This window comes from Maribacter confluentis, assembly GCF_030505015.1.
Taxonomy (GTDB): domain Bacteria; phylum Bacteroidota; class Bacteroidia; order Flavobacteriales; family Flavobacteriaceae; genus Maribacter; species Maribacter sedimenticola.
The window spans coordinates 3,927,451-3,952,453 of the sequence record NZ_JAUKUC010000001.1 but is presented as its reverse complement, the minus strand read 5'-3'; the positions used below and the strand labels follow the sequence as shown (position 1 = coordinate 3,952,453).

Genomic DNA, 25,003 nt, shown 5'->3' with positions numbered 1-25,003 from the left:
AAGCTACTATTTTTTTTCAACTATGCGATTTTTCCTTCTAAATCTAGGATAAAAGCGTATTCCTTGGCTACTTCACGTAACGATTCAAACCTGCCGGATGCACCGCCATGACCAGCTTCCATGTTAATATGGAACAGTAATAAACAATCATTTTTTTTCAGTTCCCTTAATTTTGCCACCCATTTGGCCGGTTCAAAGTATTGCACCTGAGAATCGTGCAAACCTGTGGTCACTAACATATTAGGGTAATTTTGGGCCTTTACATTATCATAGGGAGAATATGATTTCATATACTCATAAAACCCCTTTTCGTTTGGATTGCCCCATTCGTCATATTCACCTGTAGTTAATGGTATAGAGTCGTCTAACATGGTAGTAACGACATCTACAAATGGAACTGCTGCAATGACCCCGTTGTAAAGGTCGGGTTGCATGTTTATGATTGCCCCCATCAAAAGTCCTCCTGCAGAACCGCCCATGGCGTATAAATGTTCCGCACTTGTCATCTTTTGTTCGATCAAGAACTTTGAACAATCTATGAAGTCGGTGAATGTATTTTTTTTATGCAGTAATTTTCCGGTTTCATACCATTTCCTACCTAAATATTCCCCTCCCCTTACATGTGCTATGGCATAGACAAAACCACGATCCAGTAAACTTAACCTGACCGTTGAAAAATAAGGGTCTATGGTTGAACCGTATGAACCATATGCATATTGGAGCACCGGTGTTTGTTCGTTTAGCTCAGTATCATTCCTATATACTATGGACATGGGCACCTTGACCCCATCACGTGCAATTGCCCATATTCTACGTTCGGTGTAATTTTCTTTCTTAAATTGCCCCCCTAGAACCTGTTGCTCCTTTTTAATTTCCTTTTCCCTAGTGCGCATGTTAAAATCTATCACCGAACTTGGTGTGGATAAGGAATTATAGGAATACCTTAAAATTTCAGTATCAAAATCTGGGTTGCTGCCCACATATGCAGTATAGGTTTCCAATTGAAAAGGCAGATAATAATCCTCGGTACCGTCCCAACGAATGATCCTAATTTTATTAAGACCGTTCTCCCTTTCGGACAGCACGTAATACTCTTTAAATATATCAATATCCTCTAACAGGACATTTTCCCTATGTGGTATGAATTCCTGCCAATTAATTGACGAGGTATTACCTTCATCAACCTTCATTATTTTAAAGTTCTCTGCCTTATCCTTATTGGTCAGGATATAGAAGTTATTTTCATAATGGAAAATGGTATACTCCAATCCACGGGTTCTAGGGGAGAAAATTTTAAACTCGCCGTCCGGATTGTCCGTAGGTAAAATTCTAAACTCGGAAGTTAGCGTGCTAAATGACCCTATGACCAAATATTTTTTTGATTTTGTACGGTAAATAAACGTACTGAAAGTTTCATCCTCTTCATGAAAAACCAGTACATCCTCTGAGGTAGGCGTACCCAGTTTGTGTTTATAAATTTTATCCGAACGTAGTGTTACGGGGTCTTTACGGGTATAAAACAGTGTTTCATTATCATTGGCCCAAACACCGCCTCCTGTGGTATTCTCTATTCTATCTTCATAAACGGTACCGGTTTCCAAATTTTTAATTTGCATAACGTACTGTCTCCTAGAAACAGTATCTACACCAAATGCAGCTAATTTATTATTAGGACTAATAGCTATACCTCCAAGGCTAAAATAATCATGACCTTTAGCCATATCGTTGCCATTGAACATAACCTCTTCAGCTGCCTCCAATGTTCCTTGATACCTTGAGTATAGAGCATATTCGCTACCAATTTCATATCGGGTGCTATACCAATATCCATTTAGTTTATAAGGTACGGAGGAATCATCTTCCTTAATACGGCCTTTCATCTCTAAAAACAAGGATTCCTGAAATTCCTTGGTATGGGCGGTAAGGGATTCGTAATAGGCATTTTCCGCATTTAAATATGAATTTACCTCTTGATCTTCTTTTTGGTTCATCCAATAATACTCATCTATACGAACATCATTGTGCTTGATCAATTCTTTGGGAATTTTCCTTGCAACCGGTGCTTTTTTGCCCTCCATAACCTATTTATCTATAAAGTGCGCAAAAATAAGACTAATTCACAGAAGCCCTAAGATTTGTAAAAGGAAAAAAGAACTGCCTTTTTATTATTTTTGCAAACAACAATAAAACAAAAATTATGTTTGGAGATATGATGGGAATGATGGGTAAACTTAAAGAAACCCAACAAAAAGTTGAGGCAACGAAGAAAAGACTGGATACCGTTACGTTAAATGAAAAATCAAGCGACGGTTTACTAAATGTTACCATAACAGCCAATAGACAAATAAAGGACATAGATATTGACGATTCTTTACTAGCGGACATAGAGCAGTTAGAAGATTATCTAATCCTCACCATTAACAAAGCTATTGAGCAGGCTACAAAGGTCAACGAAACAGAATTGGCGGCTGTTGCAAAAGAAGGTATGCCCAATATTCCTGGTATGGATTCGTTATTCAAGTAATACTGGCAAGTTTTTTGCACTGGACATATAAATTTATATTATGAAACATCTATTGGTTATACTGTTATTCCCGTTAATTATTTCTGCACAGGCAGACCTATCGATAACGGAAAATTCAAAATGGCTCACAGATTACGACACAGCTTTGTCCAAGGCAAAAAAACAAGATAAGAATATACTTCTGTATTTTACAGGAAGTGATTGGTGCCCGCCTTGTAAGATGTTAAAACAGGATTTATTTGAAACCGATGGTTTCAAGACGCTTTCTGAGAACTATATATTACTATATGTAGACATTCCAAGAAACAAGGATATCCTATCAAAGAAACAATTGGAACACAACAAGGAATTATTGGGCAAATATAACGCCCGAAAAGTCTTTCCCCTACTAAAGGTATTAAATGCAAAGGGCAAGGAACTGGATGAACTTTCAGGATATAGTATGAACGGGGTGGTAGATTCCCATCTTAATTTACTGGAAAGGAACAAATAATTTTCTTAGATATTAACAATAGAAAAAGGGCTTACACCAACAAGTAAGCCCTTTCATTTAAACAACTAAAACCAACCAATTAGTTATTTATCAATCTAAATTGAGTTCTTCTGTTTACGGCATGTTCCCTAGCTGTACAAGAAACACCATCCTTACATCTGTTCAATAATTTTGTTTCACCATAACCGTTCGCTACCAAAAGACTAGAGTTGATACCTTTGGAAATTAAGTAATCCGCAACAGCCTTAGCTCTTCTTTCGGATAAATCTTGATTGGAAGCAGCTCCTCCTTGTGAATCTGTATGTGAAGCCAATTCAACCTTAACACCAGGATTTTGAGCCAAGACAGGTAACAATCTGTTATCGATAATACTTTTTGCCTGTGAAGTCAAAGTTGCGCTACCAGAATCCCAGTTAATAGGCAATGCTTGATACTCAACCAAAGCACATTCAACTTCTTTCCAAGTTGTAAGGCCACCTTTTTTACTTAATACTTCTCTAGTAATAGTTCTAGTTTTTGCAGGTATGGTCTCTTCTACCGTATAAGCATCCTTATCCAAAACCGTTTTAGTAATCTCCTTATATTCTGCAGGAATGATTTTTTCAACAACTGTAGCCGGAGAAATCAATACTCTTTTAGTGTAAGAACCATTTGTAGAACCTAACGGTGTAGAAGTTGTAGATGCGGCATTGGCAAGAACTTGGGTTGAAACCGTTTCAAATTCCGCAGGATACCCTTTATAACACCAGTATCTACAATCGTCTGGATTACCAGATTCACAATCAGGCGCTGCAACACCTAGCTCCCATTGCGCATATGCAGGTTTAATTTCTAAAGTTTCTGAACTAGGGGAAAAAGATGCAGGAATAACTTTTAATGAATTTCCACCACCTTTAGATACGTAAGTTACAGTCTCTGTACCCCATTTAGCAGGTACTACCGTTAATACTTTTTCTTCTTCCTTTACCAACACACGTTCAGTAATTGTCTTAAATGTCGCGGGCATTGTTTTTAATATTTTATAGGAAGGGGCCGTAGTGATCGTTACAGTTTCGTTTACATACACATCTGGAGTTGTACAACGAACATAACATTTACCCGGTTCTGGATTTTCAGGTAAATCTTGTGCCATTGCAAAAGATGCGGTCAAGAATGCAATTGATAATAATACTTTTTTCATTGTAATTAGTGTTTAAAATTTAATAATGGTTATTTATTATGAATGAGATAGATATTGGTTTTTTTGATTCAAAAAGGATTGTAAATTTTATCCATATTGAAGAATTCAACCTCGTTCATTTAGTAAGACACACTATTATTTGATAGGTCACTAATTTTTTGAAAAATTATTATTTATCTTTAAAAGATATGATCAAGATCAATAAAAAAAAGGAGGGCGTTTATATTTTTAAGCTTAAATCTACCAATGGCCGCACCCTATTAAAAAGTGTTCCTTTTTCCAGTAAGGACGACTTGGATAAAACTTTGCAGGAGATTAAGACCAAGCGTAATTTAACAGCAAAAGTGTTTGAACGCAAAACCACTACTGATGGCAAATTTTTGGTTCAGTTAAAGAATTCTTTGGGCGAAACCATTGGGTCCAGCGGTCTATATTCCTCTGAAGCAGGCATGGAAAACGGCATATTAAACATAAAGAATAGTTTAAATACGGTGGACTAAAAAATTTGAAATATTAAAAAGAAACTAATTGTGATAACAATTGCTCATGCATAGCCTGGGTATAATCCAAATGCGTTACCATACGCAACTTACCCTGACCCATTCCTATGATTAGAATATCCTTTTCTTTTAATTTTTCCACAAAGTCCATGCTTGTCATGTACGATTCATCAATTTCAAAAATGACTATATTGGTTTCAATGGGCTCCACTTTTTTTATAAATGGTCTTGCAACCAAAACCTCCCCTATTTCCTTTGCTCTTTTGTGATCCTCAGCAAGACGATCTATATGATGGTCTAACGCATATATAGCTGCTGCGGCCAAAAAACCGGATTGCCGCATACCACCCCCAAATAATTTTCGTATTCGTATTGCTTGCTCCATATGCTCCTTTGTGCCCAATAACAATGAGCCTACCGGACAACCCAAACCTTTGCTCAAACAGACGCTGACCGTATCAAAAAGTTGACCATACTGCAAAGGGTTCTCTTTCTTTTCCACCATTGCATTCCATAATCGTGCTCCGTCAAGATGGTAGCCCAACTTATGTTGCTTACATACTTCACCAATTTTTTCAAGCTCATTGAAATCCCAACAAGTTCCACCACCCTTGTTGGCGGTATTTTCTACGCAGACCAAAGAGGTTAACGGACTATGATAAAAATCTGGAGGATTAATGGCCGATACTACTTGGGCAGCCGTCATGGTTCCCCTATTGCCATCTATTAACCTACACGAGACACCACTATTAAAACTTACCCCTCCACCTTCATAATTATAGATGTGGGCATATTTGTCGCAAATAAGTTGCTCCGCAGGTTGTGTGTGCAATTTTATTGCGGTTTGGTTGGTCATGGTACCACTAGGAAAAAAGAGGGCAGCCTCCATTCCAAAAAGGTGTGCTACTTTTTCTTCCAAGGCATTTACGGTAGGGTCTTCCTTAAATACGTCATCACCTACCGTTGCCGACATCATGGCATCTAACATGCCCGCCGTGGGCTTCGTTACGGTGTCACTAATAAGATTTATCTGCATAAATATTTGTTGCTAAATTTAGTGGAAACAGTCCATGCCAATTGGAGAACCATCTGGTATTGCAGGTGAAGGAATTACTTTGAACAATTCTGGATGGTCATAAAAATCTTTAATTCTTTTTACCATCTCCCCTTTAATAGGGTCCATATGTTGTTCAGGTGCAAAATTCTGTGATATCTTTCTTAACTGCGCATTTGTAATCGCATTTACCTGTGGAGCCACATTGGGGTGGTTTGCCAAATTCATGATATGTGTTAGGACCCTAAAATTAATAGTTACCTGCGCCTCGTTCAAATAGGTGTCCTTATGCTTTTTCATTAATGTATTCGCTACCAATTCGTCAAGTACCTCCTGTAATCCAATATTTTTTTGGTCGATGGATTTTTGCTGGATCAGTCTTGAAGCTCTTTCCGGATGCAATAAAAAGCCCAAGGTCATATCTGCAGCAGTTTCCACAGCGGAAAGGGCATCAAATGTAAGTCCTGTCTTCCCGTTAATAGATTCCCGTGTTCTAGGATGTCCAAAGGCACGAGGTGGAAACAATTTCAACTTATCCTTCGGAATAGCGATAACCTCCGCATTAACGGTATTTAGAATACTGGTCAGCGCATCTTTCTGCATGTCTTTATCCGCAATTTCAACAATGTTCTGGCCATCTCCTTTAACCGCATAATTATATTCCAACCCTCCAATAAGCTTTGCTACAGCCTCTGTTTGGTATCTATGAAAGAAATAAAGGGGCACAAAAACATCTTCTAATACAGCAAAGGCCTCCCCAGTTCTAATATTGTTCTCCGAAAAATTATTAATTGCCGTTTTCCTAATTTTTAGCATTTCATCCAGTTCCTTACTTACATTGGTACCGTTGTCCCATAAGTGTGCAAGAACATGTGCGCTACCTTGGGGCCTTGCATCTTGATCGGTTATAAAGCGTAGGCCGTTAGCTGTAGCTTGGTCCAAAATTTTATCCAATTCTTCTTTTTCGTTTACACCTTCAGGAAAGGTTTCATATGAATACGCAACGGAAACCTTGTCCCATTCTCCAATACCATTTTCATAGGCATTTGAAAATTCCACTTCACCATTTTGTAATGTAAATTGCGGGTGGGGATAGTCCATCACCGAAGCTTTATTGGTGGTACTGGCAGCATAATTATGCGCAAAACCAAGGGTGTGGCCAATTTCATGGGCAGATAATTGTCTAATACGTGCTATGGCCATTTGTAACATTGGTTCATAATTATCGTCCCGTTCTGCAAAAGGTTGTTTCATTAAGGCCTGTGCAATTAAAAAATCCTGCCTTATGCGCAAACTACCTAGGCTTACGTGGCCTTTCATTATTTCACCTGTACGTGGATCCGTTATACTGCTACCATAGCTCCAACCTCTGGTTGACCTATGCACCCATTGTATAACGTTGTAGCGTACATCCAATGGATCTGCATCATCTGGTAAGATCTTGACCTGAAATGCATCTTTGTAACCAATGGCTTCAAATGCTTGATTCCACCATCTACCCCCTTCCAAAAGGGCCGTACGTACCGGTTCTGGGGTACCGTTGTCCAAATAATATATTATTGGTTCTACGGCTTCGCTCAATTTGGCAGTAGGATCTTTCTTTTCAAGCCTATGTCTTCTAATGAATCTTTTTAAGATTGACGATTCTACCGGTGTAGCATAATCATAATAACTAAAAGGTGATGCTCCGGAACGCGGATCAAACTCCCGTGGTTCATAACCATCATCCGGCAAGGCTATAAAAGAATGATGCTCGGCAACGGTTATCAAATTGGCATTGGGGGCCACACTTCTAATATAACTTCCGGCAGGCTCACCTTTAAAAGTAAGTGTTACATCAAATTCTACGTTTTGCGGAAAAGCTTTTGTCCGTTCCATAGCCATGGCGCTCTTTGACTTGTCCAAACTATAAGCGCCCTGCTTAGTTCGCTTTAAACGATTGGCAACGCCATGTGCATCCTGCATTAGAAAATCGGTAATATCTATGATATAGGTGCCATTTTTATCTTCCACTATAGGAAAACCATAAAGAATAGATTTTGCAAACGCCTGTTCCACCGAGATACGTTCCAATTCATTTTCCGTATTGGCCCTGAATTTTAAATTTGGCTGCACCAAAAGCAATTTACCACCTGCCTTTTTAAAATAAACAACCTGCTCGTCGCCCAATTGGCCGCGATCCAAACCTATATCATTACTTCCTATACCACTACTTAAGGAATAGACATACAAAAATTCCTTGTTCAATTCCTTTACCTCCAAAAATATTTTATCTGTTTTTTCTTCATAGAAAAAATCAAAAAAGCCATCATACTTTTTCAGGTCATTTTTTTTATCGCTGAACTGGCCCAACATTACATTGGTTGTTACCAATAACAATATGAATAGTGGCAGGTAATTTTTTTTCATGGTCGTATAGTTTTTTCTAAAAGTATAGAAAAAGTAAGGAATACTAAAGACAACCTTATATCAAAATATGAAAAAATAGGCTTGATAAATAATGTGCCTAATTATTATTAAATATAAATTTCAACATACCAATTAATACAAATATCACACCTATAAATCATACAATATCATGTACCTTTTAGGAAAACAACTTCTATGGCAAACATTGAGAGTCAAATATTTGCATCATACCTTAGAAACCCCGATTTATATGATGAATTATATAATAGGGAAGGCAAAATTTCTGAGGTATATCAAAAATTATTCAATCTTTATGGAGAACATTCCATAAACGATTATATAAATCTGAACTCAAAGGCAAAATCCTCTTTCTTTAATCAAGGAATTACCTTTCAAGTGTACGATGACAAGACCGTACAGGAAAAAATTTTTCCTTTTGATTTGTTTCCGCGCATTATAGATGCCAATGAATGGGAAATCATAGAACAGGGCTCTATACAAAGAAGTAAAGCCTTAAATTTATTTTTATGGGACATTTATCACGACAAAAAAATTTTAAAGGATAAAATTGTTCCTTTGGACCTGATTACTTCATCCGCAAATTATCTGGATCAAATGAACGGGATCGATCCCCCGGTGGTATTTACAACCATATTTCCGGAACGGATATCATTAAACATAAAGACGGTCAATATTATGTTTTGGAAGATAATATTAGATGCCCATCTGGTGTAAGCTATGTCATATGTAATAGAACAGCACTTAAAAAAGCCTTGTTTGGGGTATTTAACCATTATAAGACCCATGCGGTAACCAATTATGCAGAAAATCTATTGGAGCTTTTGGAAACTGTAAAACCAAATGGTGTTGACGTACCCAATTGTGTAGTAATAACTCCGGGAATGTACAATTCTGCCTTTTACGAACATTCATATTTGGCCAAGACTATGGGCGTTGAACTTGTTGAAGGTAGGGATCTTTTTGTGGAGAACGATTTTGTCTATATGAAGACCATTAAAGGTCCGGAAAAGGTAGATGTAATCTATAGAAGAATTGATGATCAATTCATTGACCCGTTGGAATTTAAACCGGATTCTTCCTTAGGGGTACCCGGTTTGTTCGCCGCATACAAAAAAGGAAATGTAACCTTAGCTAATGCACCGGGTACCGGGGTAGCAGATGATAAAGCGGTTTACACCTACATGCCACAGATTATAAAATATTATTTAAACGAGGAACCTATTTTAAATAATGTACATACCTACCATTGTAGTAGGCCAGATGAATTGAAATATGTGCTAGAGAACATACAGGAACTGGTCATTAAACCTGTGGACGAAGCGGGCGGTTATGGCATTTCCATTGGAAATAGACTGACCACGGACGAAATAGCGGAAGTAAGGAAGGTCATTAAGGATAATCCTCGCAAATACGTGGCGCAGCCCATCATGTCATTATCGGTACACCCTACCTATATAGATGAAACAGAATCTTTTGAACAAAGACATGTGGACCTAAGAACATTTACGGTTTTAGGTAAGGACAAGGAATTTGTATTAAAAGGAGGGTTAACACGTGTAGCGCTAAAAAGGGGGAATTTAATCGTAAACTCCTCTCAAGGTGGAGGATCAAAGGACACATGGGTTCTAAAAAAATAAAAACTATATGTTAGCAAGAGTAGCCAATAACCTTTTTTGGATGGGTCGTTATATAGAACGATCGGAACACATAGCACGGTATTTAAACGTAAACTATTTTTCTTCCTTGGATGCACCCAACCAAAAATCGCAAAATAGACAATTTGTACTCCGTTCCATGATGTTTATGGTTGGCAACCCAGTAAACGATGAAGATCAAATTTTAAATGAAGCCGATATTTTGTATAAAATAGGTCTTGATCCCAATTACAGTTTTTCAATTCTGAACAATGTAAAATACGCAAGGGAAAATGCAAATAGCGCTCGCGATTTAATATCAACGGAACTCTACGAAGCCATAAATAAGTTTTACCATTTTGTAATAAATTACCCTGCAGAGGTTTATGTTAAAAATGGCCTGCATGACTTCACCAATAATATTACGGAGATGACTGCGGTACTAAGAGGTAAAATAAGGGGAACTTTATTACATGATGCCACCTATGCTACTATTTTAATGGGGGTGAATATTGAAAGAGCCACCCAGATTACTCGTATGATAAATGCAAAATATAACGATGCCCTAATGGCACAAGGCAGTTATGGCGATAAATTCAGCAAGAGTTTTGAATGGACCACTTTATTAAAATGCGCAGAGTCATATGATATGATGCGTAGGTATTACAAAAAAGCACCAACAAGCATTTCAACGTTAGAATTTTTGATTTTAAATCCTAATTGTCCTAGATCGGTAATGAACGCGCTTAATCAAGTAAATGAACATGTAAAGGTATTGAACCCTGAAAAACGATATAACAAGGATTCTACAGCATTTTTAATTGGTAGGGTCAGGTCAGAATATGAGTTTAAATATATCGAAGAAATTGAGAATGATATAAAATCCTTTATTGAAAATATTCTGAACAGTTTGGATAAGATCAGTAATAAGGTAGATGCAGAGTTTTTTAATTATTAAACAGCACAAAACAAGTACCTTTGCCATGATGCCGAACAAATATGAAATTACCTATACCGCAGAAAATCATTATGACCATTGGGTATATGATGCATATTGGCAATTCCTTATTATACCCATGGAAAACCAAAGTCAATTTGGTGTTGAAATAGAATTTTATAATTCACTTTACGCAAATATTGAGTATTCTACCAATGGCTATGGTTTTAAAACCATAAGAATACACCCTAAAAAGAAGTTTGACAACATATCCTTCAAAGCCAATTTTGAATTTTTCAAGAAAGAAGAAAATCCATTTAACTTTCCATTAGATCTGGATATTTTAAAAGGTTACAAAATGCTTGAAAAACTTGATTTTAAAATAAGTTTTGAACGTTTTTTGAAAGCCACTCAATTTACCCAATTGGAGAAAGCACATGAAACCATGTTTATCTTTGACCCCAAAACATCTATTTTTGACAATCTTCAAGCCCTTAACGACTGGACCTTTAAATTTATACAGTTTAAAACTGGTGTAACAGATGTTGACACTTTGCTGACGGAAATTGTGTCAATAAAACAAGGTGTTTGTCAAGATTTTACGCATTTGTTCTGTGCATTGGCCAGAAAAAACGGGGTTCCTACCCGGTACGTATCAGGTTACTTAAACCAGGGAAGCGGTTTTTTTGGCGATTCTCAGATGCATGCTTGGGCAGAAGCATATATTCCTGAAATTGGCTGGAAAGGTTTTGACCCTACCAATAATATTTTGGCGAACATTAATCATATTAAAGTCTGTCACGGCAAGGATTATAATGATTGCGCCCCATTAAAAGGTGTAGTATATTCACAAGGAAGAAACCAGACTTCGCATACGGTAACCGTTCAAAGTCAACAATAGGTATTGTAAAAATTACTTCCCAAAGTATATAAAAGAGTCTTACTTTTACCTAAAATTTAAATTTATGAACATTACTACAGACCACTACAAAGGTCTTATAGATCGCCTTGGTGCGTTAAGGAGGTATCTTTGACATTGATGCCAAATTAATAGAAATAGAGAATGAACAGGAAAAGACCTTGGCCCCAGATTTCTGGAACAATCCACAGGAGGCCCAGGCACATATGAAATATATCCAATCCAAAAAGCAATGGGTAGATGATTACAATGCAGCAGAAGCCATTATTGCAGAATTGGAGGTATTGATAGAATTTCATCAAGAAGGCGAGGTTTCTGAAGATGAGGTAGCTGATCAATATGAAAAAGCCCTTAATGTTCTTGAAAAAATGGAATTCAAGAATATGTTATCTGAAGAAGGTGATGAATTGCCTGCAGTCCTACAAATAACCGCAGGTGCCGGTGGTACCGAAAGTTGTGACTGGGCGGCAATGCTCATGCGTATGTATATGATGTGGGCAGAAAAAAATGGATTTAAGATCAAGGAGCTCAATTATCAAGAAGGAGATGTAGCCGGTATAAAGACCGTAACGTTGGAGATAGATGGAGAATTCGGCTTTGGTTGGCTTAAAGGAGAAAACGGTGTACATAGATTGGTGCGTATTTCCCCTTTTGATAGTAACGCAAAACGGCATACTTCTTTTGTATCCGTATATGTATACCCTTTGGTAGATGATAGCATTGAGGTGGATGTCAACCCAGCGGATATTACGATTACTACCGCAAGATCCAGTGGTGCAGGTGGTCAAAACGTAAACAAAGTGGAAACCAAAGTACAGCTAACCCACCACCCAACGGGAATTCAGATTTCATGTTCAGACAGTAGAAGCCAGCATGACAACAGGGCTACGGCAATGAAGATGCTCAAATCGCAATTATATGAAATAGAATTGCGTAAAAAAATGGAAGCCAGGCAAGAAATAGAATCGTCTAAAATGAAGATTGAATGGGGTTCGCAAATTAGAAATTATGTCATGCACCCTTATAAACTGGTAAAAGATGTGCGTACCGGGGAAGAAACCGGAAATATTGACGCCGTAATGGATGGTGATATAGATAGGTTCTTAAAAGCCTTTTTAATGATGATGGGCCAAAAAGAGGAAGAGTAACACTTTTAAGGTTTACTGATGTTTTCCTATATTGTAAATTAAGTATATATAGTAAAAATACCATGATTAAGATCTACCATAATCCCAGATGTAGAAAATCTAGGGAAGGCCTTGAAATTTTAGAAAATTCTGGCAAGAAATTTGAAGTAATTAGATATCTGGATGATGTCCCAACGAAGAAGGAACTTAAAGAAGTAATCAGCTGCCTGGACATTAAACCTATAAATTTGGTGAGGAAGTCAGAGTCAATTTGGAAGGAAAAATTTAAAAATAGACCATTGAGCGATGAAGAAATAATAGATGCAATGATATCCTATCCTAAACTAATAGAAAGGCCAATCGTTATTAAGAACAATAGTGCCGTTATTGGTAGACCACCAGAAAATATATCCAATCTAATTAATGGAGGTTTAAATAGACCGTAAATATCTTAACAAATAATTAACCAAACACGGTTAAACCTAATTGAAAAATTATAATCAAAGCACATGAAAAAAGTAGCAAAATTCAGTAGTCTTAAGTTCTTGATCTTACTGTCGGTTCTATTTGCAGGTAGCGAGCTATATGCCCAATACGGATATGGTAGCGGTTATGGTTACGGCTCTAGGGGTGGTTATGGTTATGGCAGACAAAGAAGTTCCATACCGCAAGCTCAGGAGACCCAAAAAGAACCAGAGCCCAAAACTGCAGAGGAATTGGTAGATGGTGAAATGCCTAGAATTACAGAAGCTCTTGGATTAAATGAATTTGAGCAGGCAGTTTTAAGTTCGGTACTTAAAAAATATGTACAAGAACGAATAGAAGCTCAAATATTAAAGCTTCCTCCAGAAAAAATGAGGGAAGTTTATGATAATATTACAAAAAGACAGGACGAGGAATTAAAGGCTGGACTACCGTTAGAAAAGTACGAAGCCTTTGTTGCTTTACAAAAAGATGGTGTATCAAAAACACTGAAGAAAAAAAAGAAAAAAACTAAACGAAAGAAACCTAAAAATTAATTTGATGAAAAAACTTTTTCCCTTACTCCTAATTTTAGCTTTACAACCAATATTTAGCCAAACACCTCAAGGAGAAAGGGGAAGAGGCAATGGACAGGGGCCACGAGACGCTACACCCATTAAAATTACAGGAAAAGTACTGGACAAGGAAAACGACATTCCCTTGGAGTATGCCACCCTTGTATTGCAAAGTGTGGAAAACCCTGATCAAATTTCGGGTGGAATAACCGATTTGGACGGTAATTTTAATGTAGAGGCCAAGCCTGGCAAATACAATATTTCCATAGAATATATTTCATATAAGACATACAGGTTACCCAACCAAACCTTGACAGCATCTACAGATCTTGGCACCATAAGACTTGCCTTGGACGTTGCTCAGTTAGATGCCGTAGAAGTGGTAGGTGAGAAAACGACGGTAGAGGTTCGTTTGGATAAAAAAATATACAATATAGGTAAAGACCTTACCAATAGTGGTGCTACGATTACGGACGCCCTTAACAATGTACCTTCTGTAGATGTAGATGTAGAAGGCGCCATTAGCCTAAGGGGTAACGAAAATGTACGTATCTTGATAAATGGTAAACCATCTGCATTGGCAGGCTTTGGTTCTACAGATGCCCTTACTCAACTACCTGCGGACGCTATAGAAAAAGTTGAAGTAATTACCAGTCCGTCTGCCCGGTATGATGCCGAAGGAACAGCCGGTATTTTGAACATAATTCTTAAAAAAGAAAAAACTTTAGGCTTCAACGGCTCGGTAAATACGACCATTGGATACCCTGTTAATAGTGGTATAACCGTGAATGCCAATTTACGTACAGATAAATTTAATATTTTCAATACTACAGGTTATAGCTATAGAGATGCCCCTGGAAATGCATTTTTTGACAACACCTATACGTCAGGTAGTTTTGATAGAATTATAGAGGATAGGGAATATAATAGAATGCGTAAAGGCTTTAATACCAACCTTGGTCTTGAATATTTTATAACCGAAGAATCCTCTATTACCGGTAGTGTTTTTTATAGAACATCAGACAGTGAGGATAGTACGGAAAATACCAATCAACGATTTATTGATAGTGCAATAAGCAGTGAAACTTTTAGGACGGAGGATGAAACTGAAGATGATGAAAACTACCAATTCTCACTTAATTATGTGAATAACTTAGATGATGATGGTCAAAAATTAACGGTAGACCTTCAATACTCCAAAGGTGAAGAAACTAAATTTTCTATTATAGAAGAAAACAACACGGTACCTAACCAAAATTTGCTAGTACTTGAAAATGTATATGAGATTGAATCTGAAAACGAATATTTGGTACAAGCGGATTATGTATTGCCAATGGGTGATTCCCAATTTGAGGTCGGATATAGGGGCACGTTTGAAGAAGATGTAACGGATTATAGATTAGATTCCCTAAATCAATCTACCAATCAATTTGATATCAATGAAAATTTAACCAACATGTTCACCTATACAGAAAACGTAAATGCCCTGTATACACAATACGGTAATAAATTTGGAAAGTTTTCATTTCTTTTAGGCTTGCGTTTAGAGAATACCCAGCTAAAAGGTCAATTGGATTCTGAATTTGACACTACAGAATTGGAAGAGCAATTAGGTGTTGATGTAGATGTTAATTTCGATAAAAATTATTTAGGCCTGTTCCCTACCCTGAACTTTATTCTAGAAATTGCCGAAAATGAAAATATTTCGTTGGGTTATAATAGAAGGATAAATAGGCCTAGAGGTTGGTTTGTAAATCCTTTTCCTTCGCGTTCAAGTAGAACCAATATTTTTCAAGGTAACCCAGATTTAAATCCAGCATTTTCCAACGCTTTTGACCTAGGCTATCTAAAACGATGGGATAAGCTAACATTGACCTCATCTATTTATTACCAAAGAGAAACCGACTCATTTGAGAGAGTACAGGAAGAAACGGGACAAACTACTACAGATGGTATAGAAATCATTAGGTCCATTCCTATAAACCTTTCTACAAATGACAGAATAGGTCTTGAGGCAGGTATGATGTATAACCCCACTAAGTGGTTACGCTTAAACTCTAGCTTTAACTTCTTTCAATTTTCTACAGAAGGTATGTTCAATGGTATTGATTATGGTGCCAACAATACAAGTTGGTTTGCCAGATTTAGCTCAAAAGTATCTTTACCATCTAAAATAGATTGGCAAACAAATGCTTTTTATAGAGGTCCGTCACAAAATGCTCAGACAGAAAGCAAGGGTATATTTTCTTTGAACCTAGCTTTTAGTAAGGACATTTTAGATGATAACGGAACCATATCTATGAATGTAAGCGATTTATTGAACTCAAGAAAAAGAAGGTCTTTTACAGAAACCGAGTTCTTTACTTCTGAGAGTGAATTTCAATGGAGAAGAAGACAAATTACCTTAGGGTTTGTATATCGATTTAATCAACCTAAAGAAAGGAATAGAAACGGGCGAGGCAATGGTCCCGGTGAAGGTGGCGAAGAAGAAATTGAAGGTTAATAAAATTTATAGATATAAAAAAAGAAGCCAATTGGCTTCTTTTTTTGTTTTAATATATTGTATCTCTAAGCCTCTCTTGCAGCCTTCTTTTTATCGCGTCTTTCTTTTAGCAATTCAATAATGTTTCCACCTAACCAGTAAGGGACAACAAATAATAACAAAAACATCATCAGCCAAAAACCAATGGTCAATATGGTTAAAAAAGCTAAAAATCCTAAATATTGGTCAAATTCAAACATATCTTATTCCTTATATTTTACAAAGATACCATAATCGAATTATTTTTTGCAAACGTTAAGCGAAATAAATTTCAGTATTACTAACAATCTTGTCACCATTAAAATAAATGTATACCTTATTTTTGAAGTCAATTAATCAAATTAACCTAAGATTCAATAAAATATAAATATCATGGAGTTTAGAATCGAGAAAGATACCATGGGTAACGTAGAGGTACCTAAGGATAAATATTGGGGCGCACAGACAGAGCGTTCACGAAATAATTTTAAAATAGGCCCTACTGCATCTATGCCGTTAGATATAGTTTATGGCTTTGCCTATTTAAAAAAATCCGCAGCATATGCCAATTGTGAACTTGGCGTCCTAGCGGTCGAAAAAAGAGATTTAATCGCACAAGTCTGCGATGAAATTTTAAAAGGTAAACATGATGACCAGTTTCCTTTGGTTATTTGGCAAACAGGTTCTGGAACACAAAGTAATATGAACGTCAATGAAGTTATTGCCAATAGGGCCCATGAAATTGCCGGTAAAGTCATTGGAGAAGGCGATAAGACTATCCAACCTAATGATGATGTCAACAAATCGCAGTCCTCTAATGATACCTTCCCTACCGGTATGCATATTGCAGCCTATAAAAAAATTGTGGAGGTTACCATACCAGGAGTAACTCAATTAAGGGATACCTTACAGAAGAAGTCCAAAGAATTTAAGGATGTGGTCAAGATTGGGCGAACCCATTTAATGGATGCAACTCCCCTAACCCTTGGCCAAGAATTTTCAGGTTATGTATCTCAATTGGACCATGGCTTAAAAGCTTTAAAAAACACCTTATCCCATTTAAGTGAGCTGGCTCTTGGAGGCACTGCTGTTGGTACCGGACTCAATACACCGGAAGGATATGATGTTCTTGTAGCCAAATACATTGCCGAATTTACGGGAATGCCATTTATTACCGCAGAAAATAAGTTTGAGGCACTAGCCGCCCATGATGCCATAGTTGAAAGCCATGGTGCTTTAAAACAGCTTGCCGTATCCTTGAACAAAATAGCGAACGATATAAGGATGATGGCCTCAGGTCCCCGTTCTGGAATTGGTGAAATTATAATTCCCGCCAACGAACCTGGCAGTTCTATAATGCCGGGAAAAGTGAATCCTACACAGTGTGAAGCTTTGACAATGGTGTGTGCTCAGGTAATGGGTAATGATGTGGCAATTAGTGTTGGCGGAACCCAAGGACATTATGAGTTAAATGTATTTAAGCCTATGATGGCGGCAAACATTTTACAATCTGCACAATTGATCGGTGATGCTTGTGTAAGTTTTGAGGAACACTGTGCGGCCGGTATAGAGCCCAATCATGAAGTTATAAAACAATTATTGAACAATTCGTTAATGTTGGTAACTGCATTAAATACCAAGATTGGATATTATAAAGCTGCAGAAATTGCAAACACTGCCCATAAAAACGGGACTACATTAAAAGAGGAAGCAGTAAATCTGGGCTATGTAAGTGCAGAGGATTATGATAACTGGGTTAAACCGGAAAATATGGTGGGCAGTTTAAAGAAATAAGCAGAACACCCTCTTAAATACAAAAAGGCGACCAAATTGGTCGCCTTTTTTATTTTTTTGAAGAAATTTTATTTTAAAACAAATTTAGAAGTTCCCAATAATTTCAATTGGTCATCATATACGTTCACCATATAATTACCATCCTTAAAATCTCCGGCAGGCTTATTAATGTAATCACACACATCCAAAGATTTGTTTTCAAAATAAAAATTGGTCTGTTTGCTATACGTAACGGAAGCACCATTATCATTAGTCTGGGAATTACTACCACCTAAAACATTGCCCTGTGGATCCAACACTTCTAAATAAAATGTTCTATCACCAGCTTGTGCAATAATATTATCGGCAACAGTAAAACAGATTTTAAATTTATCCGTAGCCCTTGCACGTTGGGTTGAGACCAATTTACCGCTATTTCTTTCCTTAACTGCATCTACATTAAATTTAGATAAGTTCAAAGCAGAACCTTTTTCAACAACTTGGGCCAAGTTGGTATTCTGTACTACTAATGAATCATTGAAAACAGTTTGTTTTTCCAACTCTACATAAGTACTATCTCTTTGCATTGCGATCATTGAGTTAGATCTTGTTAAAGAATCAACCTGCTTTAATAATTGCTCTCTCTCCGCTTTCAATACACTTACTTGTCTTCTATATCTTGACAAGGAACTAATATCAGCCTTCATCGTTTTAACAGAGTCAATATATTTTGCAATATTGTCCCTTGCACTTACCAACTCCTCATTAGTAGCATTGCTTTCCAATATAGCTTTGTCATATTCAGATTTTAAGCTATTTAAATCTTCGACTACCAATTCCTTTTCTTTAGAAAGAACAACTTCTGTCTTTTTCTTATCTTGATAAAGACTAACTGTGTAAATGATAGTTCCTAAAAGCACAACGCCTAAAAGGGCGGTTAAAACTTTTAAACCATTGTTATTTTTTGTTTCGGTCATAATTGTAAATTTAATAAAGTGTCTGTTTGTTAAGGTTATATACGAGTGGTTTTAAAATTTAGACTTTTTAAACGTTAAATTAATTTGGGATAAAATCCTCAAACCCTAATGAATCGTCTATCTTAGAGCTAATTTAACAAATAAATATCTACTGTGTTAACAATAGTAGCATTACCATTAAAAAATGTTCATAATTTTACGATTTTAAAGAGGGTTCCCTACAATAAGAGACATACTTTAATCATACAAAACTGAATTTTATAACAGCAATATATTACAGACCGGAAATGCAAATAACAATTTAAATACTATATGATGATAACTAAAAATTTACTTTTAATGGTATTGGCCTCCATCCTTATAATAGGATGTAAGGAAGATAAAAAACAGCCCAATACCAGTTCAGATACTATTGAGGAAGATGTGTCACAATCTACAGGTACAATAGAAAGGAATGTGCAAATAATTCCTATTGAACATGCTACAGCGGTTATTGAATGGGGAGAAACTACAATTTATATTGACCCAACAGGTGGTGCCGCTGCTTTTGAAGGGCAAAAGAAACCAGATATAATTTTAGTTACAGATATTCATGGCGACCATTTTAATTTAGAAACATTGGAAGCCCTAGATACTTCTTCCGCAACCTTTGTAGTGCCTCAAGCCGTAGCGGATGATATGCCAGAGCAATATGCCCAGCAATTGGAAATATTGAACAATGGGGAAAATAAAGAGCTTTACCAAGTAGGTATAGAAGCTATACCAATGTACAATTTAAGGGAAGAGGCCAAAAACTTTCATGTAAAGGGACGTGGAAATGGATATGTGCTTACATTGGATGATCAACGTATCTATTTCTCTGGTGATACAGAGGATATTCCTGAAATGCGCTCATTAAAAAATATTGACAAGGCCTTTATCTGCATGAACCTACCTTACACCATGACCGAGGAAAGTGCCGCCGCTGCAGTATTGGATTTCAAACCAAAACAAGTCTATCCTTACCATTATAGAGGTAGACCGGACGTTAGTGATGTAGAAAAATTTAAAAATTTGGTAAATGCAGCCAATCAAGATATTGAAGTTGTACAATTGGATTGGTACCCTAACGAGGAATATTAGAAAAACGACATTCTAAAAACCAAAAAGCCCGCAATTGCGGGCTTTTTGTTATCTAATAAGTTTTTTGTATTTGATTCGCTTTGGCATTAAATCCCCTCCAAGTCGTTTTTTCTTGTTCTCTTCATAATCTGAAAAAGAGCCCTCAAAAAAGTAAACTTGGGAATTACCTTCAAAAGCCAAAATATGTGTACAGATACGATCTAAGAACCATCTATCGTGCGAAATAACTACAGCACATCCTGCAAAATTCTCCAAACCTTCTTCTAAGGCACGAAGCGTATTTACATCCAAGTCGTTGGTAGGCTCATCCAATAATAGCACGTTGCCTTCTTCCTTGAGTGTCATGGCCAAGTGTAAGCGGTTACGCTCACCACCGGATAACATACTAACCTTTTTATTTTGTTCACTTCCAGAGAAATTGAACCTACTTAAATAGGCCCTGGAATTCACCTGTTTACCGCCCATCATGACCAGTTCTTGCTCGTCGCTAAAATTTTGCCAAATGGTTTTATCTGGATCTATGTTGGAATGACTTTGGTCAACATAGGCAATTTTAGCCGTATCCCCAGTAATAAACTCTCCTTTATCCGGAGTTTCCTCACCCATTATCATTCTGAAAATTGTGGTCTTACCCGCACCATTAGGTCCAATTATCCCAACAATTCCCGCTTGGGGTAATTTAAAATTCAGATCTTCGTACAACAATTTATCATCATATGCCTTACTTACCCCATTGGCCTCAATAACATTTGTTCCCAGACGGGGTCCGTTTGGAATATAAATCTCCAGTTTTTCATCAAGCTGTTTTTGGTCTTGGCTCATCAGCTTATCATAATTCTTTAAACGAGCCTTTTGCTTGGTCTGCCTACCTTTTGCCCCTTGACGAACCCATTCCAATTCTCGCTCCAATGTTTTCTGTCTTTTGGAAGCCGTTTTACTTTCCTGGGCCAAACGTTTGGATTTTTGATCTAACCAAGAGGAATAGTTCCCCTTCCAAGGAATGCCTTCTCCCCTATCCAATTCAAGGATCCAACCGGCAACATTATCCAAAAAATACCTATCATGGGTAACGGCTATGACCGTACCCTTATATTGTGCCAAATGATGTTCCAGCCAATGTACCGATTCTGCATCCAAGTGGTTTGTAGGCTCATCCAATAAAAGAATTTCAGGTTCCTGCAACAACAATCTGCATAATGCCACCCTTCTTCTTTCCCCTCCGGACAATACCGCTATTTTTTTATCGGGTTCTGGCGTACGTAGGGCATCCATGGCAATTTCCAGTTTGGTATCCAATTCCCAAGCGTTGGCAGCATCAATTTTATCCTGCAATACCGCCTGTTGATCCATTAATTTCTGCATTTTATCCGCATCCTCATATACCTCTGGAAGACCAAACATATCATTGATCTTATTGTATTCATCCAGAATGGCAACGGTTTCCGCTACACCTTCCTTTACAATTTCCAATACGGTCTTGTTTTCATCCAATTCGGGCTCTTGCTCCAAATAGCCCACTTTGTAGCCGGGAGAGAATACTACATCCCCTTGAAAATTTTTATCGACCCCGGCAATAATCTTCAACAAGGTTGATTTACCGGACCCGTTCAGTCCCAAAATACCTATCTTGGCACCGTAAAAGAAACTTAAATAAATATTCTTTAATACCGGTGTATTGGCATTTTTATAGGTTTTCGTAACTCCTGACATGGAGAAGATTACCTTCTTATCATCTGACATAAAATACTGTATTAATTGAATTATTATAACCCTGTAGATATTTTATACCCACAGTTGAACCAAGAAGTCCTAAACCCTGCCTTTAAGTGCGTTGAAAACCCAGGCAATGGCAAAGAAACCTATACCTACGGAAGCAAACCCCCATCCTGCAACATCATCATAACGAAAAGCGCCTAATGCGATCAAGGCCAAGCCTACAAATATCATAATAAAAGTGGCCCATGCGAGCACTGTGTTCTTGTTCATGTTCTATTGAATTATAAATTAAGCGAACTTCAAATATCGTAAATTTTAAAACATCTGTCCAATTTTAACTATGCTATTATTCAAAGGGGAAAACAATTCCTGTTTTACTCCTTACGGTATCCATAATTTCTATTAAATCCAAGCTGTTCTTATGGCTCCATAAACTACTTTCCTTTTTTCCTGAGTTTAGGCAAGTATGTACCTCTTCAATTTCATGTGTATAGCCTTTTCCAAGCTTACCTACTTCATTTACAGTAGAGTCTCCATCAATTTCCAAGGTATATCCTGTTGTTTCATGCCATCTTGGATGAATATAGAGAGATCCCTTGCTACCTGCAATTTCTGCTTTCATTTCAGAATTGGTGTTTAAACCGCTATAAAGCATAGCCTGGGCTTTTTCATAACTAAAAATCATACTGACCTGCATTTCTACCCCAGTTTTATAAAAATGTGCAGAAGCTTTGATATCCTTGGGCATACCCAATAACAAATACGATAGAAATATGGGATAGATACCAATATCCAATAACGAACCACCGGCAAGAGATGTATTCAAGAGCCTGCCTTTTTCATCCCTATCCAATGCATAGAAAGCAAAGTCTGCATGTAAATATCCAATATCGCCAATACTACCATCGTCTACCATTTCCTTGACTTTTTTAATGGTTGGGTTAAACCTGCTCCATAAGGCTTCCATTAAAAAAACATTTTGTGCCCTTGCCACCTGAAACATTTCCTTGACCTGATCTTTATTGACCCCAATAGGTTTTTCACAGAGTACATTAATACCATGGTTCATGGCGGCTATACTGAGTTCTGCATGAGAAGTGTGCGGTGTGGCTATATATACGACATCTACCGTATTACTTTTAAACAGCTCCTCATAACTTCCATAAGCATTTGGCGCTCCGTAAATTGCCGCAAAGCCCTTTGCCTTTTCCAAATCTCTTGAAGCTACCGATACCAGCTCACCACCACGGACCAATGCCAAATCCTTTGAAAAACTATGTGCTATATTTCCGGCACCAACTATACCCCATTTAATCATACTTTCTATTTTTGTTGCATGTACACCAAAATTAACTTCTTATCTTTATCCGAAGAAAAGAAATTAAGCTAATGGATTTAAAATTCAATCAGAACGAAGATAAGAATAAGTTGTTATTATCAGACTTACGGCGCAAACTGGCAGAAGTCCAATTAGGAGGAGGAAAGGCAAAAATTGCCAAGCAGCACGACCAAGGCAAAATGACGGCCAGAGAGCGTATAGACTATCTTTTGGACCCAAAATCTGAACGAATTGAAATTGGCGCCTTTGTAGGAGAAGGTATGTATAAAGAACATGGTGGCTGCCCTTCTGGCGGTGTTGTCATAAAAATTGGATATGTAAAAGGAAAGCAATGTATCGTAGTAGCCAATGATGCGACTGTAAAAGCAGGCGCATGGTTCCCTATTACCGCAAAAAAAAATCTACGTGCCCAAGAAATTGCCATTGAAAATAGATTACCGATCATTTACTTGGTAGATAGCGCCGGGGTATACCTACCCATGCAAGACGAAATTTTTCCCGACAAGGAACATTTTGGAAGAATATTCAGGAACAATGCTATAATGAGCAGTATGGGTATTACCCAAATATCTGCCGTAATGGGAAGTTGTGTTGCAGGTGGTGCGTACTTGCCTATAATGAGTGATGAGGCATTGATCGTCGATAAAACGGCAAGTATATTTTTGGCAGGTAGTTACCTGGTAAAAGCGGCCATAGGTGAAAGTATTGATAATGAAACCTTGGGCGGCGCTACTACCCATTGTGAAATTAGTGGTGTTACCGATTATAAAGCTAAAGATGATGCAGCAGCATTGGACACTATTAAAAATATTATGGATAAAATCGGTGATTTTCCTCGAGCTGGTTTTAACCGAAAAAAAAGCATGAAACCCCAAGAGAATCCAGAGGATATATACGGCATATTGCCCGGTTCAAGAGCGGAGCAATATGATATGATGGAAATCATTAAACGGTTGGTGGACAATTCTGAATTTGAAGAATACAAAGCCGGATACGGACAAACCATATTGACCGGATATGCCCGTATAGATGGCTGGGCGGTAGGTATCGTTGCCAATCAAAGAAAAGTGGTCAAGACCAAAAAAGGGGAAATGCAGTTTGGCGGAGTCATTTATTCCGACTCTGCAGATAAAGCGACACGATTTATTGCCAATTGCAATCAAAAGAAAATTCCGCTGGTGTTTTTACAGGATGTTACCGGTTTTATGGTAGGTAGTAAAAGTGAACATGGCGGAATCATTAAAGATGGTGCCAAAATGGTAAATGCGGTTAGTAACTCCGTCGTGCCAAAATTCACTATCGTAATAGGAAATAGCTACGGCGCAGGAAACTATGCCATGTGCGGTAAAGCCTATGACCCTAGGTTAATCGTTGCTTGGCCAAGCGCAGAATTAGCTGTAATGAGCGGAAACTCTGCTGCAAAAGTTCTTTTACAAATTGAGAAGGCTTCATTGAAAAAGAAAGGTGAAACCATCACTGAGGAAAAAGAAACGGAGCTTTACGATAAGATAAAGAAAAGATATGACAATCAAGTTTCTCCATATTACGCGGCATCGAGATTATGGACCGATGCTATTATAGACCCCAAAGACACCCGTAAATGGATATCAATGGGTATTGAAGCTGCAGACCATGCACCTATCGAGAAGCCTTTTAATATGGGGGTTTTACAGGTTTAAATTGATTAGATATAATTTTTTGATGATTGGGAAATAATTTC

General features: G+C 37.4%; 21 protein-coding genes and 1 pseudogene. 13 read left to right on the top strand and 9 right to left on the bottom strand.

The annotated features are described in order from the left end of the window. Positions 1–20: 20 nt before the first annotated feature. Complete coding sequence (locus tag Q2T41_RS17265; RefSeq protein ID WP_304437093.1) at positions 21–2,078, bottom strand: S9 family peptidase; 2,058 nt, start codon at positions 2,076–2,078, stop codon at positions 21–23. Between the two features lie 119 nt (positions 2,079–2,197). Between Q2T41_RS17265 and Q2T41_RS17260 the strand changes: the two genes are divergently transcribed. Both Q2T41_RS17260 and Q2T41_RS17255 read left to right on the top strand, forming a co-directional pair. Beyond that, positions 2,198–2,524 carry a YbaB/EbfC family nucleoid-associated protein gene (locus Q2T41_RS17260; protein ID WP_304437092.1) on the top strand — a complete coding sequence of 109 codons (327 nt, stop codon included), beginning with the start codon at positions 2,198–2,200 and terminating at the stop codon, positions 2,522–2,524. 40 nt (positions 2,525–2,564) lie between these two features. Further along, a complete protein-coding gene (locus tag Q2T41_RS17255; protein WP_304437091.1) occupies positions 2,565–3,017 on the top strand; it encodes a thioredoxin family protein in 453 nt (150 codons plus the stop codon). 79 nt (positions 3,018–3,096) lie between these two features. On the opposite strand, the gene Q2T41_RS17250 is transcribed toward Q2T41_RS17255, so the two are convergent. Further along, entirely contained in the window at positions 3,097–4,197 is a 1,101-nt protein-coding gene (locus tag Q2T41_RS17250; protein ID WP_144800261.1) for an OmpA family protein, read from the bottom strand. A 188-nt stretch (positions 4,198–4,385) separates the two neighbouring features. Between Q2T41_RS17250 and Q2T41_RS17245 the strand changes: the two genes are divergently transcribed. Then, entirely contained in the window at positions 4,386–4,697 is a 312-nt protein-coding gene (locus Q2T41_RS17245; RefSeq protein WP_304437090.1) for a YegP family protein, read from the top strand. 13 nt (positions 4,698–4,710) lie between these two features. On the opposite strand, the gene Q2T41_RS17240 is transcribed toward Q2T41_RS17245, so the two are convergent. Next, positions 4,711–5,733 (bottom strand): threonine aldolase family protein, encoded by a 1,023-nt coding sequence (locus Q2T41_RS17240; RefSeq protein ID WP_089261518.1) that lies wholly within the window; start codon positions 5,731–5,733, stop codon positions 4,711–4,713. An 18-nt stretch (positions 5,734–5,751) separates the two neighbouring features. Next, positions 5,752–8,160, bottom strand: a complete 2,409-nt coding sequence (locus Q2T41_RS17235; RefSeq protein WP_304437089.1) for a zinc-dependent metalloprotease — start codon at positions 8,158–8,160, stop codon at positions 5,752–5,754. Between the two features lie 195 nt (positions 8,161–8,355). Here Q2T41_RS17235 and Q2T41_RS17230 point away from each other — a divergent pair. The 7 genes and pseudogenes from Q2T41_RS17230 (at position 8,356) to Q2T41_RS17200 (ending at position 16,338) form a co-directional block, all read left to right on the top strand. After that, positions 8,356–9,818: pseudogene (locus Q2T41_RS17230) on the top strand (circularly permuted type 2 ATP-grasp protein). 7 nt (positions 9,819–9,825) lie between these two features. Beyond that, complete coding sequence (locus Q2T41_RS17225) at positions 9,826–10,773, top strand: alpha-E domain-containing protein (RefSeq protein WP_144800257.1); 948 nt, start codon at positions 9,826–9,828, stop codon at positions 10,771–10,773. Positions 10,774–10,798: 25 nt separating this feature from the next. Next, positions 10,799–11,653, top strand: a complete 855-nt coding sequence (locus Q2T41_RS17220) for a transglutaminase-like domain-containing protein (protein WP_304437088.1) — start codon at positions 10,799–10,801, stop codon at positions 11,651–11,653. A 64-nt stretch (positions 11,654–11,717) separates the two neighbouring features. Beyond that, a protein-coding gene (gene prfB, locus Q2T41_RS17215; protein ID WP_245838943.1) for a peptide chain release factor 2 occupies positions 11,718–12,819 on the top strand; the annotation gives its coding sequence in 2 pieces (ribosomal slippage) (positions 11,718–11,783 and positions 11,785–12,819; 1,101 coding nt in all). A 62-nt stretch (positions 12,820–12,881) separates the two neighbouring features. After that, on the top strand, positions 12,882–13,244 hold the full coding sequence (arsC, locus tag Q2T41_RS17210; RefSeq protein WP_304437087.1) for an arsenate reductase (glutaredoxin): 363 nt from the start codon (positions 12,882–12,884) through the stop codon (positions 13,242–13,244). Between the two features lie 63 nt (positions 13,245–13,307). After that, positions 13,308–13,817: a hypothetical protein gene (locus Q2T41_RS17205; protein ID WP_179213204.1), complete on the top strand. Its 510-nt coding sequence runs from the start codon at positions 13,308–13,310 to the stop codon at positions 13,815–13,817. 4 nt (positions 13,818–13,821) lie between these two features. Further along, the gene (locus Q2T41_RS17200; protein ID WP_144800255.1) at positions 13,822–16,338 is read left to right on the top strand and encodes a TonB-dependent receptor; all 2,517 of its coding nucleotides are present in this window, start codon (positions 13,822–13,824) and stop codon (positions 16,336–16,338) included. A gap of 65 nt (positions 16,339–16,403) precedes the next feature. Here Q2T41_RS17200 and Q2T41_RS17195 read toward each other — a convergent pair whose 3' ends face one another. Next, positions 16,404–16,577 carry a hypothetical protein gene (locus tag Q2T41_RS17195; protein ID WP_186435509.1) on the bottom strand — a complete coding sequence of 58 codons (174 nt, stop codon included), beginning with the start codon at positions 16,575–16,577 and terminating at the stop codon, positions 16,404–16,406. A 172-nt stretch (positions 16,578–16,749) separates the two neighbouring features. Between Q2T41_RS17195 and fumC the strand changes: the two genes are divergently transcribed. Beyond that, entirely contained in the window at positions 16,750–18,150 is a 1,401-nt protein-coding gene (fumC, locus tag Q2T41_RS17190) for a class II fumarate hydratase (RefSeq protein WP_304437086.1), read from the top strand. Positions 18,151–18,218: 68 nt separating this feature from the next. On the opposite strand, the gene Q2T41_RS17185 is transcribed toward fumC, so the two are convergent. After that, the gene (locus Q2T41_RS17185; protein ID WP_304437085.1) at positions 18,219–19,106 is read right to left on the bottom strand and encodes a DUF8428 domain-containing protein; all 888 of its coding nucleotides are present in this window, start codon (positions 19,104–19,106) and stop codon (positions 18,219–18,221) included. Positions 19,107–19,418: 312 nt separating this feature from the next. Here Q2T41_RS17185 and Q2T41_RS17180 point away from each other — a divergent pair, with 312 nt between their 5' ends. Further along, complete coding sequence (locus tag Q2T41_RS17180; RefSeq protein WP_367186897.1) at positions 19,419–20,228, top strand: MBL fold metallo-hydrolase; 810 nt, start codon at positions 19,419–19,421, stop codon at positions 20,226–20,228. Between the two features lie 48 nt (positions 20,229–20,276). On the opposite strand, the gene ettA is transcribed toward Q2T41_RS17180, so the two are convergent. The 3 genes from ettA to Q2T41_RS17165 form a co-directional block, all read right to left on the bottom strand. Beyond that, complete coding sequence (gene ettA, locus Q2T41_RS17175) at positions 20,277–21,968, bottom strand: energy-dependent translational throttle protein EttA (protein WP_089261539.1); 1,692 nt, start codon at positions 21,966–21,968, stop codon at positions 20,277–20,279. A 69-nt stretch (positions 21,969–22,037) separates the two neighbouring features. Next, positions 22,038–22,214 carry a CAL67264 family membrane protein gene (locus Q2T41_RS17170; protein ID WP_089261541.1) on the bottom strand — a complete coding sequence of 59 codons (177 nt, stop codon included), beginning with the start codon at positions 22,212–22,214 and terminating at the stop codon, positions 22,038–22,040. A gap of 76 nt (positions 22,215–22,290) precedes the next feature. Further along, positions 22,291–23,262, bottom strand: a complete 972-nt coding sequence (locus Q2T41_RS17165) for a Gfo/Idh/MocA family protein (RefSeq protein WP_367186896.1) — start codon at positions 23,260–23,262, stop codon at positions 22,291–22,293. 71 nt (positions 23,263–23,333) lie between these two features. Between Q2T41_RS17165 and Q2T41_RS17160 the strand changes: the two genes are divergently transcribed. Next, positions 23,334–24,962, top strand: coding sequence for an acyl-CoA carboxylase subunit beta (locus tag Q2T41_RS17160; RefSeq protein ID WP_089261545.1), 1,629 nt, complete (start codon positions 23,334–23,336; stop codon positions 24,960–24,962). The last annotated feature ends 41 nt before the right edge of the window (positions 24,963–25,003 follow it).

What these genes read in the sequence shown, in the direction of transcription:
- Q2T41_RS17240 (WP_089261518.1), bottom strand. Translation starts at nt 5,733, where the DNA reads ATGCAGATAAATCTTATTAGTGACACCGTAACGAAGCCCACGGCGGGC.
- Q2T41_RS17165 (WP_367186896.1), bottom strand. Translation starts at nt 23,262, where the DNA reads ATGATTAAATGGGGTATAGTTGGTGCCGGAAATATAGCACATAGTTTT.
- Q2T41_RS17220 (WP_304437088.1), top strand. Translation starts at nt 10,799, where the DNA reads ATGATGCCGAACAAATATGAAATTACCTATACCGCAGAAAATCATTAT.
- arsC (WP_304437087.1), top strand. Translation starts at nt 12,882, where the DNA reads ATGATTAAGATCTACCATAATCCCAGATGTAGAAAATCTAGGGAAGGC.
- Q2T41_RS17265 (WP_304437093.1), bottom strand. Translation starts at nt 2,078, where the DNA reads ATGGAGGGCAAAAAAGCACCGGTTGCAAGGAAAATTCCCAAAGAATTG.
- Q2T41_RS17235 (WP_304437089.1), bottom strand. Translation starts at nt 8,160, where the DNA reads ATGAAAAAAAATTACCTGCCACTATTCATATTGTTATTGGTAACAACC.
- Q2T41_RS17260 (WP_304437092.1), top strand. Translation starts at nt 2,198, where the DNA reads ATGTTTGGAGATATGATGGGAATGATGGGTAAACTTAAAGAAACCCAA.
- ettA (WP_089261539.1), bottom strand. Translation starts at nt 21,968, where the DNA reads ATGTCAGATGATAAGAAGGTAATCTTCTCCATGTCAGGAGTTACGAAA.
- Q2T41_RS17205 (WP_179213204.1), top strand. Translation starts at nt 13,308, where the DNA reads ATGAAAAAAGTAGCAAAATTCAGTAGTCTTAAGTTCTTGATCTTACTG.
- Q2T41_RS17255 (WP_304437091.1), top strand. Translation starts at nt 2,565, where the DNA reads ATGAAACATCTATTGGTTATACTGTTATTCCCGTTAATTATTTCTGCA.
- Q2T41_RS17245 (WP_304437090.1), top strand. Translation starts at nt 4,386, where the DNA reads ATGATCAAGATCAATAAAAAAAAGGAGGGCGTTTATATTTTTAAGCTT.
- Q2T41_RS17160 (WP_089261545.1), top strand. Translation starts at nt 23,334, where the DNA reads ATGGATTTAAAATTCAATCAGAACGAAGATAAGAATAAGTTGTTATTA.
- Q2T41_RS17185 (WP_304437085.1), bottom strand. Translation starts at nt 19,106, where the DNA reads ATGACCGAAACAAAAAATAACAATGGTTTAAAAGTTTTAACCGCCCTT.
- Q2T41_RS17250 (WP_144800261.1), bottom strand. Translation starts at nt 4,197, where the DNA reads ATGAAAAAAGTATTATTATCAATTGCATTCTTGACCGCATCTTTTGCA.
- Q2T41_RS17200 (WP_144800255.1), top strand. Translation starts at nt 13,822, where the DNA reads ATGAAAAAACTTTTTCCCTTACTCCTAATTTTAGCTTTACAACCAATA.
- fumC (WP_304437086.1), top strand. Translation starts at nt 16,750, where the DNA reads ATGGAGTTTAGAATCGAGAAAGATACCATGGGTAACGTAGAGGTACCT.
- Q2T41_RS17180 (WP_367186897.1), top strand. Translation starts at nt 19,419, where the DNA reads ATGATGATAACTAAAAATTTACTTTTAATGGTATTGGCCTCCATCCTT.
- Q2T41_RS17170 (WP_089261541.1), bottom strand. Translation starts at nt 22,214, where the DNA reads ATGAACAAGAACACAGTGCTCGCATGGGCCACTTTTATTATGATATTT.
- Q2T41_RS17225 (WP_144800257.1), top strand. Translation starts at nt 9,826, where the DNA reads ATGTTAGCAAGAGTAGCCAATAACCTTTTTTGGATGGGTCGTTATATA.
- Q2T41_RS17195 (WP_186435509.1), bottom strand. Translation starts at nt 16,577, where the DNA reads ATGTTTGAATTTGACCAATATTTAGGATTTTTAGCTTTTTTAACCATA.